Raw genomic sequence first — 21058 nt, forward strand, 5'->3', positions numbered from 1 at the left:
CTTGTTCGGAGTAGGACAGGGACGCCACTCATTGGAATCCGCGCGTTGATTCAGTCGTATATCCCAGGTCTGAAAGACGTCGTTCGGCCACCCACAGCTCCTCAGCCGTGAACAAGGGAGCGAATCGAGGATCGAGCACTGCTGCCTCGATGCTGTAGAGAAGTAGTCTTTTTCGCGCCAACGTGTACAGCAGCCGCACAGGCTCAGCGCGCGCGAGCAGGAACTTTGCAAAGCCCACTCCCCCGAGCTCCCCGAGGTTGCGCGACAGCCAGTCGTTTATGTGGCTGCCATGCTTCACCAGGTCATCCTTGACCCGCTTGTCGAAGGCAGCCTCGAGCCCGGCGAGGTCCAGTTCCTCGGCGGCGTCGGATGGCGCGTCGGCGGGCTCAGGATCTGGATCACGAGGAGCGAGAACGGCAGGAGCCGGAACGCCGGGGGACTCTGGCGCTGGGGCAGCGCTGTGGAGGCCGAGCTCCTCCCGGAGACGGTCGAGCAACCGAGGCCACAGACCGGGCGGGACGCTGGCACGGATCGTTTGCGCCAGCGGCCCAGTGACCGCTCCTACGACGAGCTCGCTGACCGCGTCCAGCCCCGCCGCTGGTGGCGTGGTCAGGGGTGGACGTGTTGGCGGCAGCCACTCGACACGAACCTGCTCCCTCGTAGCCGGCTCGTCGAGATTTAACGGCTGGCTGCCCACTGCCGCGACAGCCCCTTCCTCTGGCCCCTCCATCTCAAGCGACGGGGCAATGGCAGCGGCTGCCGAGTCGGACGCCACTAGTGCGACCGGCAGCTCCTCCAGGGGTAGCAGTGCGCCCGTGTGCACGACGGCGAGGTGTTGAGTCGTACGTGTCAGCGCCACGTACAGCATCCGCAAACCGTGCTGGTGCTCGGCGACGATGGCCTCAGGCTCCACGACGACCACGGAGTCGAACTCGAGCCCCTTGGCGTCCGCAGGGCTCACGAGGTTGATTGAGGCGCCGATGCCCCCTGCGCTGGCGTCGCTGAATGTGACTCGCTTGGCCTTCAACCGAGCGACCAAGTCGTCTCGCAATGTGTCTGGACAAACAAGGCCGACGAACAGCCCCTGACCGGCCCTCTCCTGGGCAATTCGAACCGCCTCCACCAAGCGATCCTCTTCATCTACTTCGACGAGCTGCGGCGCCTCCGGCCCCTCCCGGACCACCCGTGGAGGCGTAACGTCAGGCGCAGCCTGAGGGAGCAGTCGAGCCGCCAGCTCGAACACTTGTCGTGGAACCCGGTAGCCGAAGCTGAGCTCTTCGATTTGGACGTCGTAGGCCTTCTCCAGTGCCTCAGCAACGTCGTCCCACGAGTCCCTGGCCCATGCGCCGGTTGACTGCGCTAGGTCTCCTACAAGGGTCATGGAGCCTTCCGCGGAGCGCCGCGCCAACGAACGCAGCTGCATCGGCGCGAGGTCCTGTGCTTCATCAACCACGATGTGTCCAAAGCGCGGACCCGGTCCGTTGATCAGCGCGTCCGCCTCATCCAGCAAGGCGACGTCGGCATCGCTCCACGTCTCTCCCGAGAGGCGGTCGGCTTGCTGGCGCACCAGGCGCCCGATCTCCGTACCCGTGAAGTCGTCGCCTGCCGCTGCAAGTAGCCGCTCCCGGGAGCCCAGGAGGTCGCGGAGGAAGGCCTGCGGACTGAGTGAGGGCCATAGACGCTCTACGGCGCTCTCGATCTGCGTGGGCGTTACCGTCTCGGCCGCACGACGTACGGGGCCTTCATTTACCCACCTGCGGAAGGCGGCTCGTCCCGAGGCATAGGTTCCCTGAGAGGAGTAGCGCTCGAGCGCTGACTCGAGCTGTGGCCGGGGGATCCGCACCCCACCGCGCTCTGGCCCGACAAGGACTTCCGTCAGCCCGTCCGGGACACGCACACGTTGCATAAGTGCGCGGTCGAGCAGGTCGGCCATCCGCGCATCGCCCTTGAGTCGGGCGGTGGCCGGATCCTCGAGGCGGCCAGAACTCGGCTGAGGCCCCAGGCCGCGCAAGTCACGGTGGATGACGTCAGCGTCACCCAAGCCCGGCAGCACGGAGCGGATGTACTTGGTGAAGGTGGGATTGGGGCCCACGACGAGGACCTGCTCAGGCGTCAGCCGATCCCGGTTGTTGAAGAGCAGCCAGGACACGCGGTGAAGGGCCACCGCCGTCTTCCCTGTCCCGGGACCACCTTGGACGATCAGAAGTCGCTCGAGGGGCAACCGGATGAGCTCGTACTGGCTGGCGTGAATCGTTTGGACGATGTCACGCATTTCGCCAGTGCGGTGCTGTTCGAGGTCGCGGAGAACGGCGTCATCGATGCCGGACTGCTCGAGTCCGGAGAGCTCCCCGATGCGTCGTGCGAGGTCTTCGAAGACGAGCTCTTCAAAATCGTCGACGGTGTTCTTCGTCGTTTGGAACTTGCGTCGCCGAGTAAGCCCGCGGGGGTCGTCGTACGTCGCGGTGAAGTACGGAGCCGCGAAGTCGGTCCGCCAGTTAATGACCAGCGGGTCGTGTGAATCGTTGGCGATGAGGTGCTTGCCGACGTATACGGCCTCCCCATCCGCCAGGTCGAAGCGTCCGAACGCGACTGGCTCGTCTGGCGCACCGATCGACTCCAGCAGGCGGTCGGCTCCCTTCTTGACCGCTGAGACGGCCGCCCGCGGGCCAGCGGCAGCCGAGGGAGCACCCTGCAAGGTCCGGCGCTTGCGCTCCCGCGCTTCCCATGCAAGGTCGAAGTGCTCTTGCTCGAGCGCTAAGTCTGCCCTGTTTGCGGTCGTCATCGTCTACGTCCACTCATCCCTGAACCCGCGAAGGGCCGTCTGCTGTGTCACTTGAACTGGGCCGTCGGCAGGTGCGGCCCCACGTATCCGACATGAACACACCCGGTAGCTCCGCGGGTGTCGTCGTGGAAGTGCAATCGCGGAGCAGGCGCTCCCCGCTTTACCACCTTGATATGTGCCGGCATGTAGAGGCGCTCGCTTGGGTGGACGGTTGGCGGCACCGGGAATGTCCGCTTGCTACGAAGATCCGGGTGCGAGTCGACAGATTCCGACTCCACAAGTGAGAGCGCCGTCGCCGAAATCGCCGTAGCTGACGCCGGCGGCGACTGGCACCAGAGATGGAAACTCCCGGCGAAGTCTCCGCCTGCAACCGCTGCTGCATAGTCCTCAAGCGCCATGAGCGCGTTCCACGTCTTGGCTGCGAAGAGCTCTGCACCGGGATGCACGTCTAGTTCGGCGGCCACCTGGTCAGTCGCGCCAATTACCACGTAACGCAATCGCGAGCGTGCGACCACAAGTACCTCAGCCACGGACGCTGGGACGTGGACGACTTCCGCCGGGGCCTGCCAGGCCGACAGGCCCGCCTCGCGGACCTGGGATTCGAGCCATCGCGCGCGCCGTCGCGCCGCGTCCGAGTCCCGTGCCGCTTCGGCAACCTCCAGCTGCAAGTACTCAGCATCGTCTGTGAGCCGGCGTACCGACACGGCTATCTCTCTCGCCTCGGCCTCGGCCTCCGTGAGCAGCTGGCCCAGCACCTCACGATCGGCCTCACTGGCGGCCAGCTCAGCACGGAGTTGCTCCAGGTCATCTTCCCGAGCGCCGACGACCAGCGGAGCAGCTGTGCGGTCTCTGAGCAGCGCGTCGATCTCGGTCGCTAGCGTCCGCTGAGCAACGGCGACAGACCGGAAGTCGGGCGTCGAGCGCTCCGCCCCGGTACGGCTTCGAATCCGCACCACTTGCCGCCCGAACCAGGCCAGCAGGGCCTCCGACCGGCTTGGCTGCCCACCAGTAGTTGCGAGGGACTGTGTGGCCGGCTCAGCGAGGAGTCGTCGCACCGTCAGGGCATCAAGCGGGCCAGGACGCTGCGTCGACAGGTGGAGGATTTGGTCCTTCACGGCCGGAAAAGCTCGAGAGCCCAGCGTTGTAATCGACGTGCGGCCGAGCACACGATGCCGTGTGGGCGCGTCCTCAACTGCGAGCGCCCCGGGCAGGTAGGTCCTTAACGCGCCGCCGTAAACCTCGTAGCCGTCCGGCACGGCCGTGCCGAAAGCCGCTGTAGCAACTCCGTCGGCCAAGCGGAAGACAGCTGCCACGCCAGCCAGGTCTCGGGCCAGCAACCGAGCGAGTCGATTCTGGTCGTAGGCACGGTGAGGGTCGTGCGCGAAGACGACGATAGGGACGCGCCGGTTCGGGTCGCCCAGGTACGACACAAGCTCAGAGACGTGGCTGACCGTGACCATCAGGGCTTCCGCTGTAAGCGGCAAGCGTCCGTCGTGCGCCTCGCCGGCCGCCATCAGATCCCTGACCAGCCGTGGGCTTCCGGGCCGCAGCGGTCGCCCGCCAGACGGCTCCTGCTCCAGATCGATCCAGATCCAGTGCCTCGCGGCCCCGACGTTCAAATCGATGGCCGCGAGCTGCTCGGGCGCGTGATGGCCGACGTCGATGACTTGCTGCTGCGCCGCCTCGGTGGCCCACAAGGCAGTCGTCGTCCACCTGCCCTCCGGCGTCTCCTCCACGAGCCGGATGCGGTGAAGTTGCCCCCCAGACCGGTCGAGTCGAACCGAGCGCCGCTGAATCCATGCAGGGTCGTCGCTGGCAGACAGCGCGGTACTCATGCCAGGGCTGAAGGCGAAGTCGTCGGTGGTCAGGCCCTTCTCGTGCATCCAGGCGGCGAAGAGGGGCTCGACCCGACGCGCGATCTCCCCGTCGGTGTCATCGAGCACAGCCCGGTACACCAGTGGCACGTCAACTCCCCCGTGGGCAACCGCATGAGTCCGGCGTCACGCCGGCTGCCTTTGCTAACACAGATGGACGACGAAAATGGTTCCCCCGCGCTCGTTCGAGGGATAGCGAGTGCACCCGCGCCGCACCTGCCACTCATGGCGCCATCGACGGAGCCCTTCGCACTCGCACCCGGTGCGCGAGGCACCTCCCGTGGCCCCTGTTGCGAGTAGCAGTAGGTGAGGAAGAAGGGGCCGTGGTTGCGCCGCCGGTGTTATCCGAGCTGATCACGAGCCGGAACCCTCCCGTGACGGTGGTCCTGGGTACGGTCACGGGACGATGACGGACCTTCCCTACACCTCGCAGCACGCTCACATCGGCGAGCGCACCCACTGGCGCCTGGAGGACCTCACGCCCGGGGCGCGAGTTCTCGGCGTAACAGCTACGGGGTCAGTCTCGGTCATCGACGTCTCGTGGCATGGGGCAAACGCCGTCACGCTCACCTATCGCGACGACTCCGGCCAGGTCGCGGAAACCCTTCTGTATCGGGACGTCGAGGCCCGCCTGCGCGTGGAGCAGCCGTCCCGCGCGTACGCCTTCGACGGCGATCCGCACCTCTTTCGGCTCGCGGCTGAGGCGCTGCGCATCCGCATGGCCTCCCGCTTCGACCCCATGCTGGCGGTCAGCACCAGTGACCTCGAGCCGCTGCCGCACCAGATCAAGGCCGTGTACGGCGAGCTGCTGCCGCGCACCCCCCTGCGCTTCCTGCTCGCCGACGACCCGGGCGCCGGTAAGACGATCATGGCGGGCCTCTACATCAAGGAGCTCAAGCTCCGTGGTGACCTGGCGCGCTGCCTCATCGTTGCCCCGGGCAGTCTCGTCGAGCAGTGGCAGGAGGAACTGCTCGACAAGTTCGGCCTGCGCTTCGAGCTTCTGACCCGCAGCATGATCGACGGGCTGCTCGACGAAAGCGCCTTCGATCGCTATCCGCTGCTCATCGCTCGCATGGACCAGCTCAGCCGGTCGGAGGAGCTGCAGCAGCAGCTCGAGCGCGCCGATTACGACCTGGTCGTCGTCGACGAGGCCCACCGCATGTCCGCGCACTACTTCGGCGCGGAGCTCAAGACCACCAGGCGCTACGAGCTGGGCCGCCTGCTGGGCCGAGTGACCCGTCACCTGCTGCTCATGACGGCAACGCCACATGCCGGCAATGAGGCCGACTTCCAGCTGTTCATGGCGCTGCTCGACGGGGACCGGTTCGAGGGCAAGTACCGCGACGGGGTGCACTCTGTCGACACCGACGGCCTCATGCGACGCATGATCAAGGAGGACCTCCTCACCTTCGAGGGCAAACCGCTGTTCCCCGAGCGTCGCGCGGACACGCTGGCTTATGAACTCAGCCCGATGGAGCAGGACCTGTACGAGGCGGTCACGGACTACGTCCGCGAGCAGATGAACCGGGCGGAGCAGCTGGCCAGGGAAGGTGAGGGCAGGCGTGGAAACACCGTCGGCTTCGCGCTGACCGTCCTGCAGCGGCGTCTGGCGTCCAGCCCGGAGGCGATCCTTCGCAGCCTGGAGCGGCGACGCCGGCGGCTGGAGGCTCGCCGGGTTGAGCTGCAGCAGCCTGGTGGTGGCAGCGACTTCGAACGGCGTCTGGCGGCACTGCTCGGCAGGGCCCAGCAGCTGGACGAGGAAGAGCTGGACGACCTGACCGGCGAGGAGCGCGAGGCCGCCGAAGACGCCGTCGTCGACTCCGCGAGCGCCGCCCGCACCATCGCCGAGCTCGATAAGGAGATCGCCGTGCTCGGCGACCTGGTGAAGCTGGCCACGCGGGTCCGACTGTCGGGCACGGACAAGAAGTGGACCGAACTGCGCAGCCTGCTGCTCGACGACGAGGCGATGTACGACCGCGACGGCGCGCGGCGGAAAATCATCATTTTCACCGAGCACAAGGACACCCTGAACTACCTCGTCGACCAGGTCCGCACGTTGCTCGGCCGGGATGAGGCGGTGGTCGCCATCCACGGTGGCGTCGCGCGCGAGCAGCGCCGGGCCGCGCAGGAGCTGTTCACCCAAGACAAGGACACCGTGGTCCTGCTGGCAACCGACGCTGCGGGTGAGGGACTAAACCTGCAGCGAGCTCATCTGATGGTCAACTACGACCTGCCCTGGAACCCCAATCGCATCGAGCAGCGCTTCGGGCGCATCCACCGGATCGGGCAGACCGAGGTGTGCCGGCTGTGGAACCTGCTGGCCAAGGACACCCGCGAAGGTCAGGTATTCCAGCGGCTGCTTGACAAGGTGGAGGAGCAGCGGCGCGCCTACAAGGGCAAGGTCTTCGACGTCCTGGGCGAGGCTTTCGAGGGGCGTCCGCTGCGCGACATCCTTATGGAGGCGGTCCGATACGGCGACCGTCCCGAGGTCCGCGCTCGGCTCGACCAGGTGATCGACGCCGAGGTCAGCGAAGGCCTCGACCGGCTCATGCAGGACCGCGCGCTGGGCCTCGAAACCCTCGCTGACGCCGACGTCGCCACGCTGCGCCGCCGGATGGAGGAGGCGCGAGCTCGCCGGCTCCAGCCGCATTACGTTCAGGCGCTGTTTGCCGAGGCCTTCCGCCACCTCGGTGGCCGGCTGAGCCCTCGGGAGTCCGGACGGTTCGAGGTCACCCACGTCCCGGCCGAGGTGCGCGACCGGGACCGGCAGATCGGTACGGGGGCGCCGGTGCTGCGTCGCTACGAGCGGATCTGCTTCGAGCGCGAGCACGTCCGCCTGCCGGGCAAGCCCAAGGCCGATCTCATCGCGCCCGGCCACCCGCTGCTCGACGCGGTGATCGATCTGGTCGTCGAGCGCTACGGCACGCTGCTCAAGAGCGGCACCGTGCTCGTTGACGCGCAGGACGTCGGGGAGGAGCCGCGCCTGCTGGTCGCACTGACCCAACGCATCGATGACGGGCACACCCTGCCGCGGACCGTCTCCCAGCGCTTCGACTTCGTGGAGATCGGTCGGGACGGCGCCCAGCGCTCCGCCGGCCCGGCGCCCTACCTGGACTACCGGGCTGCCACGGCGGACGAGAGCGCACTGCTTGTCAGCGTCCTCGACGAGCCGTGGCTCGCGGAGGGTGTCGAGCGGCTGGCGGTCAGTTGGGCCGTTGAGCACGGTGCGAGCGAGCACTTGACCGCCGTGCGGGAGCGGGTGCACGCCGGTGTTGAGCGGACCCGCAAGGAGGTCAAGCAGCGTCTGACCCAGGAGATCAACCACTGGGACCTGCGCCACGCTGACCTGCTCGACCAGCAGGCCGCCGGCCGGCAGCTCAAGATCCGCCCGGAGACCGCGGAGCGGCGAGCGCGCGATCTAGAGGCCCGACTTGCGCAGCGTCTGGCCGATCTCGATGCCGACGAGGCGCTCCGTCCGCTGCCGCCGGTGGTGGCAGGTGGAGCGCTCGTGGTCCCGGCCGGGCTGCTCGATCGTCTCGCGGGCCGGCGGGACCAGCCTGTGGCGACGTACGCCAAGGACACCGCGGAGGTCGACCGGCGTGCCGTCGCCGCCGTGATTGCTGCGGAACACTCGTTGGGTCGCCAGCCGGAGGAAATGCCGCACAACAACCCGGGCTTCGACATCCGTTCGCTCACCGAGGACGGGCACCTGGTGTTCATCGAGGTGAAGGGACGGATCGAGGGAGCTGACGACTTCTCCGTGACACGCAACGAAGTGCTGTTCGGCAAGAACGCAGACCGATACAGGCTCGCTCTCGTAAGGGTGTCCCGGGACGGCGCCGACCACGACGAGGTTCGCTACCTGCAGGACCCGTTCAGGGACTTCGACTTCGGCGAATTCGCTGCCGACGCCGTCCGGGGTGACTGGGCAGCCATGTGGGACCGCGGGCAGCAGCCGGCATGAGCGCAGCGGCGCCCGGGGCGGTCACCCACCGCTCGCTGTTGAGCCTTCGCGCTGCCCCCGAGGAGGTGGCACGCGCTCTCGACGACACAGGAGGGTCAACGATGGCTTCGGATGCTGGTCAGTTGATGTTGGCTCCCTGGGCCGCCGCTGGTGGGGAACCGGATGCTATTAGCGCAGAGGCACATGTGTGGCCGGTGGCTTCCTGCGCGACGGTTGTAGCCACCTCGGGAGGTCATGTTGCCGCTGAGAAGGGGCCCGTCACCGAGTCCGAGGCCGTGCAGAGCCTCAACGCGCTCATCAACGCGTCCATGCGCTACAACGAGTCCCGGGCATACGAAGAGCTCGTGGCTTTCATCCGTAGGTTCCACTGGTACGCGCCATTCAACGCCCTGCTTGTCCACATCCAGCGACCTGGCGCAACGTACGTCGCCACCGCACGGCGCTGGCAAGACTTGAGACGTGACGTCGCTGTCGATGCGCAAGTCGTAATGATCCTCCAGCCCTTCGGGCCGGTGATGTTCGTGTACGACGTCAACCAGACGTCGCCGATGCCCGGAGCTCCTCCGCTGCCGCCCGAGGTGCTCGACCCTTTCGTGACGCGTAGCCGGCTCACCAAGGCCCGTGCCGACAACCTCTGGTCGCGACTGGTGACGAGTGCTGTGCGCGACGGGGTGTACATCGATCGCGTGGACCACGGGACCGGGAGCGCCGGCTTCATCGCCACGGCCTCGGGCAGGCGGGCACAGGAGCACGTGGTGCGCGTCAGGCCGAGCAAGCACACGGTGTCCGTTCCAGTCCGTTACGACCTGAGGGTGAACCGTGCTCAGCGCGGCGCGTCGGCCCTTGCGACTCTCGTTCACGAACTCGGGCACCTTTACTGCGGTCACCTAGGGACGCCGGACGCCAAGTGGTGGCCTGATCGGCGTGCGGTTTCCCACGTGGCGTCGGAGTTCGAGGCCGAGTCGGTCGCGGCCATCGTCATGCAGCGCTGGGATTCGAGCGTTGAACTCCCACCGCACCTGGCGCAGTACCTCAAGAAGGAAAGCAGACTCCCGGCCGACGTGTCGTTGGAGCGCATCGTCAAGTCGGCAGAAGACATCCTGGCCATGGCGAGACACGACCGTCTGCCCCTCCGCGTGCAAGGAAAGAGAAGGAACGAGCAGTGAAACGCAAGCTGATCGAGGTAGCGCTGCCGCTGGAGGCCATCAACCGGGAGTCCGCCCGGGAGAAGTCCATCCGGCACGGTCACCCCTCCACGCTGCACCTGTGGTGGGCGCGCCGGCCGTTGGCTGCCTGCCGAGCGGTGCTGTTCGCGCAATTGGTCGATGACCCGTCCGCGCACCCTGAACGGTTCCCGACTGAGGAGGACCAGGCGCTTGAGCGTAAGCGGCTGTTCGACCTCATCGAGCGCTTGGTCGTGTGGGAGAACGCCGGCGACGAGCGGCTGCTTCGTGAGGCGCACGCCGAGATCGCCAAGTGCTTCGACGGCGACCCGCCGGCGGTCCTCGACCCATTCGCCGGCGGCGGGTCGATCCCGCTCGAGGCGCAGCGGCTCGGACTTGATGCGCATGCGAGCGACCTCAACCCAGTCGCGGTGCTCATCAACAAGGCGCTCATCGAGATTCCGCCGCGGTGGGCCGGGCAGCCGCCCGTCTTCCCCGGCGCCGCCGACTCCAAGCTTGGCGGCTGGCCGCGCGCCACCGGGCTCGCCGAGGACGTGCGGCGGTATGGCGCGTGGCTGCGCGACGAGGCCGAACGTCGCATCGGCCACCTGTACCCGAGTGCGACCCTGCCCGACGGCACAAAGGCCATGGTCATCGCTTGGATCTGGGCACGCACGGTCGTCTGTCCCAACCCCGCCTGCGGCGCGACCATGCCGCTCGTCAGCAGCCTCTGGCTGAGCAAGAAGAAGGGCCGGCCGACGTGGTTGCGCCCACGGCCTGCCGGAGACCATGTCGACTTTGAGGTCGTCACCGGCGCAGGGGGGCCACCCGATCCGCCCAAGCTCGGCCGTGGCGCGAAGTTCCGCTGCCTCGTCTGCGGGGATGTCACCTCCGACGCCTACATCAAGGCCGAGGCCATCGCCGGGCGTATGGGGCAACAATTGCTCGCGACCGTCGCCGAGGGCCAGCGGCAGCGCGTCTACATCCCGGCAACCTCAAGCCACATCGCTGCCGCGGACGTACCTCGGCCCGACGACGTCCCCGACGGGGAGCTGGCCGACGATCCCCGCAATATCTGGTGCGTAAATTACGGCTTGCGGACGTTTGCAGACCTCTTCACATCTCGGCAACTTGTCGCGCTCACCACCTTTAGTGACCTCGTGGCAGAAGCCCGCGCGAAGATTGCCTCCGACGCCGCTAACCTCGATCGACGCGAGGCCGCCGCTTACGCCGACGACGTGGCGACGGCGATGAGCTTCGCGCTAAGTCGAGTGGCCGATTACCACAACGCGCTATGTACTTGGCGCAGCGACCCAAAGAATGAGGGAGTCGGTCACCTCTTTGCACGACAGGCCATCCCTATGGTTTGGGACTTTTGTGAGGGGAACCCCTTCAGCGCGTCTTCTGGTAACTGGCTGGACGCTTTCGTGTGGCCCTCGAAGGTGTTGGAACGCCTGCCTGCGAGAGCACGCGGATACGCGCAACAGGCGGATGCCCGGCAAGTGAATGCCGCCGCGGTGGTCAGTACTGACCCGCCTTACTACGACAACATTGGCTATGCCGACCTTTCAGACTTTTTCTACGTCTGGCTTCGCCGGGCGCTCGTCGATGTTCACCCGAGCCTACTGTCGACGATGCAGACGCCCAAGAGCGACGAGCTGGTGGCGACGCCGTACCGCTTCGGCGGCAGCAAAGTGAAAGCAGAGGAACACTTTGAGACCGGCTTTGTCAGCACCTTTACTCGCATTCGCCAAGACCATCGTCCCGATATTCCTGTGACGGTCTTCTACGCCTTCAAACAAGCGGAAAGTGACGACAGCGGGACCGCCTCCACTGGCTGGGAAACTATGCTCAACGGCCTCATTGAGGCCGGACTGACCGTCACCGCAACTTGGCCGATGCGGTCGGAGATGAGCAACCGCATGATCGCGGCCGGAAAGAATGCACTCGCGTCATCTATTGTCCTCGCCTGCCGCCCGCGTAGGGATACCGCCGAGGCCACTACACGCCGCGGTTTCTTGCAGGCGTTGAAGGACGAGCTGCCTGGGGCGCTGAAGGAGATGCAGCAGGGCTCGCTGGCCCCGGTGGACTTGGCGCAGGCTGCCATCGGCCCGGGCATGGCGGTGTTCACCCGTTACCGCTCCGTCGTGGAGGCGGACGGGACACCGATGACCGTCCGAACCGCGCTGGCGCTCATCAACCACGCCCTCGACGAGGTGCTGAGCGAGCAGGAAGGCGACTTCTCGGCCGATACCCGCTTCTGCGTCAAGTGGTTCAGCCAGTTCGGCTGGGACGAGCAGCCCTACGGCGTCGCCGACTCCTTGTCCAAGGCGGTGGCGACGAGCGTCGACGGACTGGTCCGCGGCGGGGTGTTTTGGGCGCGCGCCGGAAAGGCGCGGCTGGTCGGCCTCGACGAGCTCTCCGAAGGCTGGAACCCGCTGGCCGACGAGCGTCTCAGCGAATGGGAAGTCGTCGTCCGGCTGGCGCACGCACTGGACCGGAAGGGCATCGACGAAGCCGCCCGGCTGATGGCCCTCGCCGGCCAACAGATGGACCTCGACACCACCAAGGAACTGGCCTACCTGCTCTACAGCGTCTGCGAGAAACGAGGCTGGACCTCCAGTGCCGCGCTCTTCAACGGCCTGGGCACCTCCTGGTCCGATCTGGCTGCCGCCGGCCACAGCGCGTCTGTGCCGGTCGGCGCGCAGGGGGAGATTGATTACCGCGACGATGAGGAGGAGGCCTGATGGCCACGAGCAACCGCGACCGGGTCGGCCGAGGCTTCGAGCTCCTCGCAGAAGGCCTGGAGCCGTTCGTCGACCAGCTGATGAGCGCGGCCGCCGGGAGCGGCGGTGACTGGCTCGCGCTGCTCGCGGCACGCGAGAGTGCCAAGCACGGCGGCGCCAAGACCTACGACAAGCACGACCCAGCCGTACTGCTCAAGGTTCTGACCGAAGAGTGGCGGGTGTTCAAGGACCGGCTGTCGCGACCCGAGCAAGCTATGGCCAGCGAGCTGCGCGACGTCCGCAACAAGTGGGCGCACAACGCCGCGTTTAACAGCGACGACACCTATCGAGCGCTTGATTCGATGGAGCGCCTACTCACCGCCGCCGATGCTCCCGGCCAGGCCGAGGAGCTGCGCAAGTTGCGGCTGGACCACCAGCGCGCGGCGTACGAGGCCGAGACGCGAAAGGTCGTCAAGGCCGCAGGCATCCCCAGCGTCCCTGGCACGGGCATCAAGGCCTGGCGCGACGTCGTCACGCCGCACCGCGACGTCGCCAGCGGCGACTTCAACGCCGCGGAATTCGCCGCCGACCTGCACAAGGTCGCGCTCGGCGAGAGCGGTCAGGAGTACGTCGACCCGGTCCTGTTCTTTCAGCGCACGTACCTCACCGAAGGGCTCCGCGACCTGATCGGCAGGGCCGCTCGCCGTCTTTCCGGCGACCTCAATGCCAGCCCGGTGGTCAACCTGCAGACCAACTTCGGCGGCGGCAAGACGCACTCGATGCTGGCGCTCTACCACCTGGCGTCAGACGCGCCGGTGACGTCCTACCCGCAAGAGGTGCAGGAGGCGCTCGGCAACGCGGACCCGTCGGCGCTCGGCCGCGTCAGTCGTGTCGCGCTGGTCGGCACGCACCTGTCCGCCGGGTCGGCGACCGCCAAGGAGGACGGTACGCAGGTCAACACGTTGTGGGGCGAGCTCGCTTGGCAACTGGGCGGCCGGGCGGCCTACGACGTCGTCGCCGAGGCAGACCGCACTAAGACCAATCCGGGGCAGGCGCTGGCGGACCTGCTCTCGCAGCACGCGCCTTGCCTAATTCTGATCGACGAGTGGGTCGCCTACGCCCGGCAGCTTTACGGCCGCGACGCCAAGGACGTCGCGGGCGGCGACTTCGACACGCAGTTCACCTTCGCGCAGACCCTCACCGAGGTCGCCAAGACGATCCCCGGTTGTCTCGTCATCATTTCGATCCCCGCGTCGAGCGAGTCCAGTGACGCCGAATCAAGCAGTACCGACCTCGAAGTCGGCGGAGCGAACGGCCGGCTGGCACTCGAGCGGCTGCAGAACGTCGTGCGACGCGTCGCCGACCAGTGGCGACCGGCGTCGGCGAACGAGTCCTTCGAGATCGTGCGTCGCCGACTCTTCGTCGAGCCGGACGCCCAAGCCAAGCGCGACATCGCCGCGGTGGCACGGCAGTTCGTGCAGTTCTACGCCGAGCACCCGGGGCAATTCCCGCGCCAGTGCAGCGAGGTGGCGTACGAGGATCGGATCAAGGCCGCCTATCCCGTCCACCCGGAGCTGTTCGACCGGCTGTATGAGGACTGGTCCACGCTGGAGCGGTTCCAGCGAACGCGCGGCGTGCTGCGTCTGATGAGCGCGGTCATCCACGCGCTCTGGGCGTCGGGCGACGCCGGGCCGCTGATTATGCCGGGGTCTGTGCCGCTAGAGCTTGCCAACGTCTCCGGTGAACTGACGCAGTACCTGCAGGACGCCTGGAAGCCGATCGTCGACGCCGACATCGACGGTGAAGGCTCAACGCCGGTGCGCATCGACGCGGAGCGAGACACCTTCGGCAAGCGGGCGTTGACCCGACGCATCGCGCGCACAATCTTCCTGGGCTCGGCACCGACGCTGCAGACAGCATCCAAGGGCATCGAGCGGCAGCACGTGTGGCTCGGTGTCGGCATCCCAGGCGACACCGTCGGCAACTTCGGTTCAGCGTTGGAGGTGCTGGGGCAGCGGGCGACGTACCTCAACGTCGATGGCGCCCGTTACTGGTACGACACCGCGGTGACGGTCAACCGCACGGCACAGGACATCGCTGAGCGCCTGCGGGAGCACCCTGAGGAGGTTTGGGCCGAGGTCGTCCGCCGGCTTGCAGTGGAGCGCTCGGCGCGGGGTGACTTCGCGACGGTGCAGGTCTGCCCGGAGGACACCGGCGCCGTCCCGGACACCGAAGAAGCCAAGCTCGTTGTCCTGCACCCGCAGCACCTGCACGGGCGCGGACAGGACGACTCGCCGGCGCTGCGCTTCGCGCGGCAGTGCCTCGACACGCGCGGCGCCTCCCAGCGCACCAACCGCAACTCCCTCGTGTTCCTTGCTCCCGACCGACAGCGGTGGGAGGAACTCGCCGGTGCGACGGCGGACTATCTCGCGTGGCGCGACGTTGCCGAGCGCGCGGACGACCTCAACCTCACCGCGCAGCAGAAGGCCCAGGCCGAGCGGCGGGCATCCCAGGCCGACGAAGCTGTGCGGCTTCGTATCTTGGCCACGTACATCTGGGCGATCGTGCCGGAGCAGCCGGACGCGGCCCGGCCGGTCTCGTTGACCGTCCAGAAGGCGGAGGGGTCGCAGGAGCGGCTGGCCGATCGGGTTAGTGCCAAACTCCGTCAGGGCGGCCTACTGGCGACGACGTATGGCATGCGCAACGTTCGGATGGATCTCGACGGTCCACTGCGGAGTGTGTGGGACAAGGGGCACGTCAGCGTCGGTGAGCTGTGGGGCTTCTACTGCCGGTATCCCTACCTCGGTCGCCTGCGGGATCGGACGGTGCTCGAAGGAGCGCTCCGGTCCGCACTCGACGACATGATGTGGGAGCTGGACGGCTTCGCGCTCGCGGACGGATACGACGAGGCGACCGGCACCTACCAGGGGCTTGCCACGTTTCCCGGGGGGAGCATGGGGACGCTCACGGACGCGGTGCTCGTGGTCCACCCCAAGCTCGCCCAGCAGCCCGAGCGGCCCACCCCCGGTACGACCGGCCAGTTCACGACTCCGGCGTCGACGACGGTCAACACCACAGCCGTTATCGAGCCGAGCCAGTCGACAGCCGCAGCCCGGGAGAACACGCGCTTCTTCGGCGTGGCCAACGTTGATCCCGAACGCTATGGCCGCGACTTCACACGCATTGCGCAGGAGGTTCTCCAGCACCTCACCGGGCCGGGTGTGAACCTGGAGGTCACCGTCGAGATCTCGGCGACGAAGGCCGACGGCTTCCCGAGCGACAAGGTCCGAGTGGTGACCGAGAATGCCCGGACGCTCAAGTTCGACCAGTACGGCTTCGAGGCGGAGTAGGACACCGGTAGATGGCCATCAGCACCGCCCACATGCCTATCAGCGAGTTGATGGGCAAGGTCACCCGAGGGGAACTCCGCCTGCCGGAGATCCAGCGGGGATACGTGTGGAAGCCCCCACAGGTCGCCAAGCTGCTGGATTCGCTGTACCGCGATTACCCATCCGGCTCGCTGCTCCTCTGGGAGGCGGAGTCCGACCCCGAGACACGACCGATGAGGACCTCGGCCGGGACGCAACCCGCTGCCCAATCGGCTCTCTACCTGCTCGACGGGCAGCAGCGCCTCACGTCCCTACACCGTGTCTTCAGCGGTCACCCGAACGCCGACATCGTCTTCAACGTAGAAACCGAGTCTTTCCAGAACCAGAGTGCGGCGACCAAGAAGGATCCCCGCTGGCTCAGGGTGCACGACTTGCTGCACGGCACACAGATGTATCAACTTGTCAGTGGCATGAAGCAGGCACTGCCCGCCCTCGATGAGCAAACCGTTTTCGACCGAATCACCCGCGTACACCGAATCAAGGACTACCGCTACTACCTAGAGACGCTGCGCGAGCTTTCGTACCTGGAAGTAACGGACATCTTTGTCCGCGTCAACAGTCGGGGGCGGACGCTCCGCGCCACGGACCTCGCTCTCGCGACGCTCAGTGCACGTTGGCCTGGCGTGCTAGGCAAATTTGAAGGTGAAAGCAGTACTTGGCAGAAGGCTTCGTTCCCTGACCTGGACACGGGCTTCCTCACCCGCGCCATGACCGCGGCGCTCCTCGGTCGCGGCCCGTCCCAATGGTCTCTGGGCCGCTTAACCGCAGCGACCGACGAGGAGCTCGACACTGCCTGGGCGACCGTGCGTCGCGGGCTCGCACACCTCGTGCCACTGCTGAAGAACAACCTCGGCGTGCAGCACTCGTCACTGCTGCCTTCTGTGCTCGCCCTCGTGCCTCTGGTGGTGCTTCTGGGCGAGCGCCCAGACGCCCCGCTGGCTGAGCGAGACCGCGACGCTCTCCTATATTGGTTGCTGGCAGCCACTATCCGGAACCGCTACAGCGGCTCGACGGACACCGTCCTCAGCCAAGACATTCCCGCCGTCAGGAAGCCCGACGGGATTCGAGCTCTCCTCGACAACCTGGGGCTGCTCGGCGGTCGGGTGTCGGTATCTTCCGAGGATCTTGCGGGGCGCGGGCAAGGCAGCCCCTACTTCTTCTTGAGCTTCCTTGTGGCGAAGCGCGCGGGGGCTACGGATTGGTGGTTCGGTAGTGCGATCGACGCCACGGCGCAAGGCAGCCAGAAGCTGCAATACCACCACATACATCCGCGAGCCACGCTGAAGCAGAAGTACTCCAAGCATGACATCAACGACCTGGCGAATCTTGCATTCATCTCAGGGAAGGCCAACCTGAAGATCTCGGACCGCTCGCCGTCGGCCTATTTTCCTGAGCTCGAACAGATGGGCGCCGAGAGCCTGGCGAAGCACTTCGTTCCCGACGACTCATCACTACGGACCGCGGACTCCTATCCGGCTTTCGTCTTGCGCAGGCGCGAGATGCTTGCAGAAGCCATGACGTCCTTGCTGAACTCGTTGGCACCGGCCTACCTTGGACCGGCTACTAACGGGACGGATCCGCTGACGGGATTGTCCCTTGATCTTGATCTTTACCAGAGCAGCTGGGACGAGCCGAAGCTCGTTGTGCGAGCGACTACCCCGAGCAGTGAATGGCGTTGCATACTTGATTTGAGCGCTTTTGAGCAGGCTCTCGATGAGGCCGCCCAAGGTGTCGTGAGCGACCTAGCCTTATCCGGGGCCGACGGAGTCGTGCGGCCGGCGGACAACGGCCTCGAGGTGGAGTTGGGCCCGTTCGTCGTGGAAGGGCGACGTGAGGATTGGCAGTCGGCTCTCGACAGAGAGCGAGCCGACGCGATTCCGCTCTCTCAGCTACCCCATATTGACGCCGTCGCATGGGAAGGCGAGCGAGCCCGCTTCCCCATCGCCAGCAGTGACTGACGACATACACGCCTGACCTGGGTCAGAATCGCGCATTGCGCGGCGCCGTTAGAGGCGGTCAATCCAGGTGTCTCCGTCGCGGTCGTCCCACGCGGACCCTTGACTGCCCTCTCGCGCCGGACTGAGCCACGACAGGACTTGCAACGCCTCAGCACGCGTTAAGGACCGCAACGCCTCAACGGGGCGCCCTACGGCAGCCTCGACTGCTTGCTGCCGCTCGTCCATCGTGGTGAAGTCACGGGCGGTCAGCGCTGTCCTGATGGCGTCGACGAGCCAGTCGGCTATGGGCGCTTCTCGAATAGCCGGCTGATCCGACTCCTTCACTGGTTCGTCACCGAAGAGCGAGAGGTCAGCTGGCACGCGTTTGATGGTATGGGTCGTGACGGCGGCCGTGCACAACGGAACAGATATCCCATCGTCCGTGATCGTTCGGCGCCCTACGCCGACACCGAGCACGAGACGTGGGAGCCGGCTCTCGAGGGGGCTGACCGGCGTCGGCAGGCCTGCGCATCCGTCAAGGTCGACCCGACGACGGAGGTGTCCCGCGCCGCTGCCGTCGTCGTCAGCTCGTCGCCAGCTACGGCTGCTGCGGCGCCCAGCGACGCGACCGTGGCAACCGCGCAGGCGACGTCCACGTGGGGGAATGCCCGAGCCAAGCCGATGACAAAGCCCGGCCCCTCCGCCCGACCCGCGGACGCCTTGACTCCACCGGCCCCACTGTCGAGCTCAGCTAGCTAATCAGGTGTACCGGCCAGAATCGGGTTGAGCTCCGGTGCGGAAACGCGCCACCAAGCAACTCACCCTCCACGGTTCTCCTTGGTACCGACGCGACAGTTACGAATCGGCACGAACACTGCCCGCACGCGCTCGAGTTGACAGCGGGCGGCACTTGGGCACGATGACCTGGGCGGACGCCGTCGGGGCGCCGCGCGCCTGTCCCCGGAAGGGAGGGCGTCATGCACGCCCGCACCACCACGATCACCGCCGACCCGTCCCGCATCGACGCCGGCATCGCCGACGTCCGCGACAACGTCATGCCCGCCGTGAGCGGCATGGACGGCTGCGTCGGGCTGTCGATGCTGTGCGACCGCGACTCCGGCCGCTGCATCGTCACCACCGCCTGGGAGAACGAGGACGCCATGGCCGCGACCCGCGACGCGGTCCGGCAGATGCGCGAGCACGCGACCCAGCAGTTCGGCGCCGAGGCACCCGAGGTGCGCGAGTGGGAGATCGTGGCGATGCACCGGCTGCACCCCGTGAACGACGACTCCTGCGCCCGGGTCACCTGGTCCCGCGTCGACCCGGCCACCCTCGACAAGGTCCTCGACGTCTTCCGCACCGACCTCATCCCGCGGATGGACGAGATGCCCGGCTTCTGCAGCCTCAGCCTCATGCTCGACCGGCAGACCGGCGACAACTCCCTCACCGCCGTCTACGCCGACCGCCGCTCCATGGAGGCCTCCCGCCAGCGGGCCATGTACATCCGCGACGAGTTCCGCAGGGCGCTGCGCATGTCGGCCACCGACGTCGCCGACTTCGACGTCGTCCTGCACCACCTGCGGGTCCCCGAGCTGGTCTGAGGGACGGCCTCCCCCGGCGCCCGCAGAGGCCGGTGCATCGACCACCCGTGGGCCGGGGCGGCGGGGCACGTCCCACCGCGCCGGGCCGGTGGTCGCGCGAGCCGGCTCGCGACGCCGGGCATCAGGCCGCGTTCAGCCGGTACAGCGCGGTGTGGTGGACGTGCAGCACCGGCTCTCCGCCGGCCAGCACGAGCGCGTCGTACCGGACCTCGTCGTGGCGGCCACGCCGGCCCACGTCGGTGACCCGACCGTGCGCGGTCAGCTCCACGGGCAGCCGCGCGAGGCCGAGGAAGCGGCAGTCGCTGGAGGTGTGGATCCACGGCCCCAGGGCGACGTTGCGCATGAGCAGCTCGTTGACCAGCCGCAGCAGCAACCCCGGGTGCACCAGCGCCTCCCGCCGGTACAGCTCCAGCGGCTCGCCGATGGCATCCAGGTACCACGCGTTGCGCTCCGCCGTCCCGGCCTCGGAGACGCTGCCCATCGGGCCGACGACCGGGTCGGCCACCGGCTCGGGCGGTGCCGCGACCTGCCGGAAACCGGTGAGATCGGGCCGGTCCGCGCCGAGCCCGGCCGAACCGACGCACCGCACCTCCCCCGACGGGTGGCTGACCGTGAGCCGGCCCTCGGCCGGATCGACGAGCAGCTCGTCCCCGTCGTAGGTGGGCCGCCGGAAGCGCAGGTCGATCCGGCCCCGGGAGAGCCACTCCGCTCCCCAGGCGGCCACCAGCGGCGTCGTCGTGCGGGCGAACAGCTCGACGCCGGGCACCAGCGCCCCGGAGAACCCGTAGCGCCGCGCGACGTCGTCCTCGTGGATCTTGTTGGTCGACTCCTCGACGACGCGGGCCACGAAGCGGTGTGGTTCGGGATCGGTCACGTCGCCGGATGCTGCCGTGCCGGCCACCCGGTGTCGACACCCGCGGCTGAGCATCCCGCTCGCCCTCCGCGCCTTTCCGGAGCGGATCGTCCGTCCCGAGCAGGACGCCGCCTGCCCGTAGAGCACCACCGGTCACGCAGCCGCGGCAGCCCGCCGATGAGGCAGCCATGACCAGTGGACATGTCGGTCCTGCGGAAGCGGCGCACGCGGCGGCGGCCAGCGCCATCCAGGAGCTCTACGACGAGGCGCTCCGTCACCTCGACGCCGTCGCCCGCTCCCTGGAGGCGGCCGGCCCGGCGGCGCAGGAGGCCGGCGAGCCGCCGAAGCCCCGTACGGATGCGGTTCACCCGACCCTGGAGCTCCCCCGCCGGCTGCTCTCCCCGGTGGCCGACGCAGCCTGACGAGCGCCGAGTGGTCGCTCGGGGCCGGCTGGGTCGAGGATGCGGCATGCCCTTCATCCAGATCACGATGATCGCCGGCCGCACCGAGGAGCAGAAGCGCGATCTGCTCGCCGCGGTCAGCCAGGCCACGACCGACAGCATCGGCGCTCCGCCGGAGACGGTGCGGGCCTGGATCGTCGAGGTGCCGCCGACCGACATCGCGGTGGCCGGCGAGACGCACGCCGACCGCCGCGCGAGGGCCGACCAGGGCTGAGCCTGAATCCACCGGTCCTGAGCGGGTGATCGGTGTGGCAACGAGAAGAGGGTGCTTCTGAGCTGGACGATCACGGTTACCAGGCCAAGATCGT

11 protein-coding genes are annotated in these 21058 nt (G+C 67.4%); 8 read left to right on the forward strand and 3 right to left on the reverse strand.

The annotated features are described in order from the left end of the window. Positions 1-28: 28 nt before the first annotated feature. Both E9549_RS13200 and E9549_RS13205 read right to left on the reverse strand, forming a co-directional pair. Entirely contained in the window at positions 29-2782 is a 2754-nt protein-coding gene (locus tag E9549_RS13200; RefSeq protein ID WP_236827004.1) for an AAA family ATPase, read from the reverse strand. Between the two features lie 47 nt (positions 2783-2829). Continuing rightward, positions 2830-4746 (reverse strand): hypothetical protein, encoded by a 1917-nt coding sequence (locus E9549_RS13205; protein ID WP_236827005.1) that lies wholly within the window; start codon positions 4744-4746, stop codon positions 2830-2832. A 316-nt stretch (positions 4747-5062) separates the two neighbouring features. Here E9549_RS13205 and E9549_RS13210 point away from each other — a divergent pair, with 316 nt between their 5' ends. From E9549_RS13210 to E9549_RS13235, 6 genes are all read left to right on the forward strand, one after another. Further along, positions 5063-8620: a helicase-related protein gene (locus tag E9549_RS13210; RefSeq protein ID WP_236827006.1), complete on the forward strand. Its 3558-nt coding sequence runs from the start codon at positions 5063-5065 to the stop codon at positions 8618-8620. Then, positions 8617-9786, forward strand: a complete 1170-nt coding sequence (locus tag E9549_RS13215) for a hypothetical protein (RefSeq protein ID WP_236827007.1) — start codon at positions 8617-8619, stop codon at positions 9784-9786. Before E9549_RS13210 ends, E9549_RS13215 begins: the two co-directional genes overlap by 4 nt. Then, positions 9783-12530, forward strand: a complete 2748-nt coding sequence (locus E9549_RS13220) for a DUF1156 domain-containing protein (RefSeq protein WP_236827008.1) — start codon at positions 9783-9785, stop codon at positions 12528-12530. The genes E9549_RS13215 and E9549_RS13220 overlap by 4 nt, the downstream gene beginning before the upstream one ends. After that, a complete protein-coding gene (locus E9549_RS13225; RefSeq protein WP_236827009.1) occupies positions 12530-15859 on the forward strand; it encodes a Swt1 family HEPN domain-containing protein in 3330 nt (1109 codons plus the stop codon). The genes E9549_RS13220 and E9549_RS13225 overlap by 1 nt, the downstream gene beginning before the upstream one ends. A gap of 11 nt (positions 15860-15870) precedes the next feature. Further along, a complete protein-coding gene (locus E9549_RS13230) occupies positions 15871-17856 on the forward strand; it encodes a DUF262 domain-containing protein (protein ID WP_236827010.1) in 1986 nt (661 codons plus the stop codon). Positions 17857-18812: 956 nt separating this feature from the next. After that, on the forward strand, positions 18813-19436 hold the full coding sequence (locus E9549_RS13235) for an antibiotic biosynthesis monooxygenase (RefSeq protein ID WP_236827011.1): 624 nt from the start codon (positions 18813-18815) through the stop codon (positions 19434-19436). 121 nt (positions 19437-19557) lie between these two features. Here E9549_RS13235 and E9549_RS13240 read toward each other — a convergent pair whose 3' ends face one another. Continuing rightward, a complete protein-coding gene (locus E9549_RS13240) occupies positions 19558-20310 on the reverse strand; it encodes a hypothetical protein (RefSeq protein WP_236827012.1) in 753 nt (250 codons plus the stop codon). A gap of 167 nt (positions 20311-20477) precedes the next feature. On the opposite strand from E9549_RS13240, the gene E9549_RS13245 reads away from it, so the two are divergent. Then, entirely contained in the window at positions 20478-20711 is a 234-nt protein-coding gene (locus E9549_RS13245) for a hypothetical protein (protein WP_236827013.1), read from the forward strand. After that, positions 20647-20964 carry a 2-hydroxymuconate tautomerase family protein gene (locus E9549_RS13250; RefSeq protein ID WP_255715649.1) on the forward strand — a complete coding sequence of 106 codons (318 nt, stop codon included), beginning with the start codon at positions 20647-20649 and terminating at the stop codon, positions 20962-20964. Before E9549_RS13245 ends, E9549_RS13250 begins: the two co-directional genes overlap by 65 nt. The last annotated feature ends 94 nt before the right edge of the window (positions 20965-21058 follow it).

Origin of the sequence: Blastococcus sp. MG754426, from assembly GCF_021699055.1 — a bacterium.
Lineage (GTDB): Bacteria > Actinomycetota > Actinomycetes > Mycobacteriales > Geodermatophilaceae > Blastococcus.

Excerpts from the sequence above, each read along its gene's own strand:
- E9549_RS13250 (WP_255715649.1), top strand. The coding sequence starts at position 20,647 with ATGCGGTTCACCCGACCCTGGAGCTCCCCCGCCGGCTGCTCTCCCCGG.
- E9549_RS13245 (WP_236827013.1), top strand. The coding sequence starts at position 20,478 with ATGACCAGTGGACATGTCGGTCCTGCGGAAGCGGCGCACGCGGCGGCG.
- E9549_RS13235 (WP_236827011.1), top strand. The coding sequence starts at position 18,813 with ATGCACGCCCGCACCACCACGATCACCGCCGACCCGTCCCGCATCGAC.
- E9549_RS13230 (WP_236827010.1), top strand. The coding sequence starts at position 15,871 with ATGGCCATCAGCACCGCCCACATGCCTATCAGCGAGTTGATGGGCAAG.
- E9549_RS13215 (WP_236827007.1), top strand. The coding sequence starts at position 8,617 with ATGAGCGCAGCGGCGCCCGGGGCGGTCACCCACCGCTCGCTGTTGAGC.
- E9549_RS13200 (WP_236827004.1), bottom strand. The coding sequence starts at position 2,782 with ATGACGACCGCAAACAGGGCAGACTTAGCGCTCGAGCAAGAGCACTTC.
- E9549_RS13210 (WP_236827006.1), top strand. The coding sequence starts at position 5,063 with ATGACGGACCTTCCCTACACCTCGCAGCACGCTCACATCGGCGAGCGC.
- E9549_RS13225 (WP_236827009.1), top strand. The coding sequence starts at position 12,530 with ATGGCCACGAGCAACCGCGACCGGGTCGGCCGAGGCTTCGAGCTCCTC.